Source organism: Acinetobacter sp. V2 (genome assembly GCF_001188385.1).
Classification (GTDB): domain Bacteria; phylum Pseudomonadota; class Gammaproteobacteria; order Pseudomonadales; family Moraxellaceae; genus Acinetobacter; species Acinetobacter oleivorans.
The window spans coordinates 6,797-7,156 of the sequence record NZ_JZFB01000008.1 but is presented as its reverse complement, the minus strand read 5'-3'; the positions used below and the strand labels follow the sequence as shown (position 1 = coordinate 7,156).

2 pseudogenes are annotated in these 360 nt (G+C 37.2%); both read left to right on the top strand.

Annotated elements, in window-relative coordinates:
* Nucleotides 1-276 (top strand): annotated as a pseudogene (locus UC75_RS22240) (type II secretion system protein N); the annotation flags it as partial.
* Nucleotides 276-360, top strand: a pseudogene (locus UC75_RS22235) (type II secretion system protein N); the annotation flags it as partial. The pseudogenes UC75_RS22240 and UC75_RS22235, both read left to right, overlap by 1 nt.

The window sequence follows — 360 nt, the reverse complement described above, 5'->3', positions numbered from 1 at the left end:
GGCGGTGCTTTAATTTATAATATTGGTGATCGTCAAGACCGGATGAATATGCCCTCTTTAAATGGGCAACTAACGGATCAAAACGGTCAATTACAAGTTGATATACGTGATCAACGCAGTCAAAAAATGGCGAATCTTTTATTAGATGCCAACATGATGCTTGATGTGCAGCTTACGCAAAGATTATTACTGAATATTCCATCTTATGATGGAAAAGCTGGTTTAGATACATTTGTCATTAGTTCTCGTCAGCCCTTAATACAAGGGGGTAACTAATGAAAGTGTGGATTGAGAAATTACAGCACCTACAATGGCAAAAATTAGATCGGTTAAGTGTGGTTGTATTTGCCGTTTTAATTC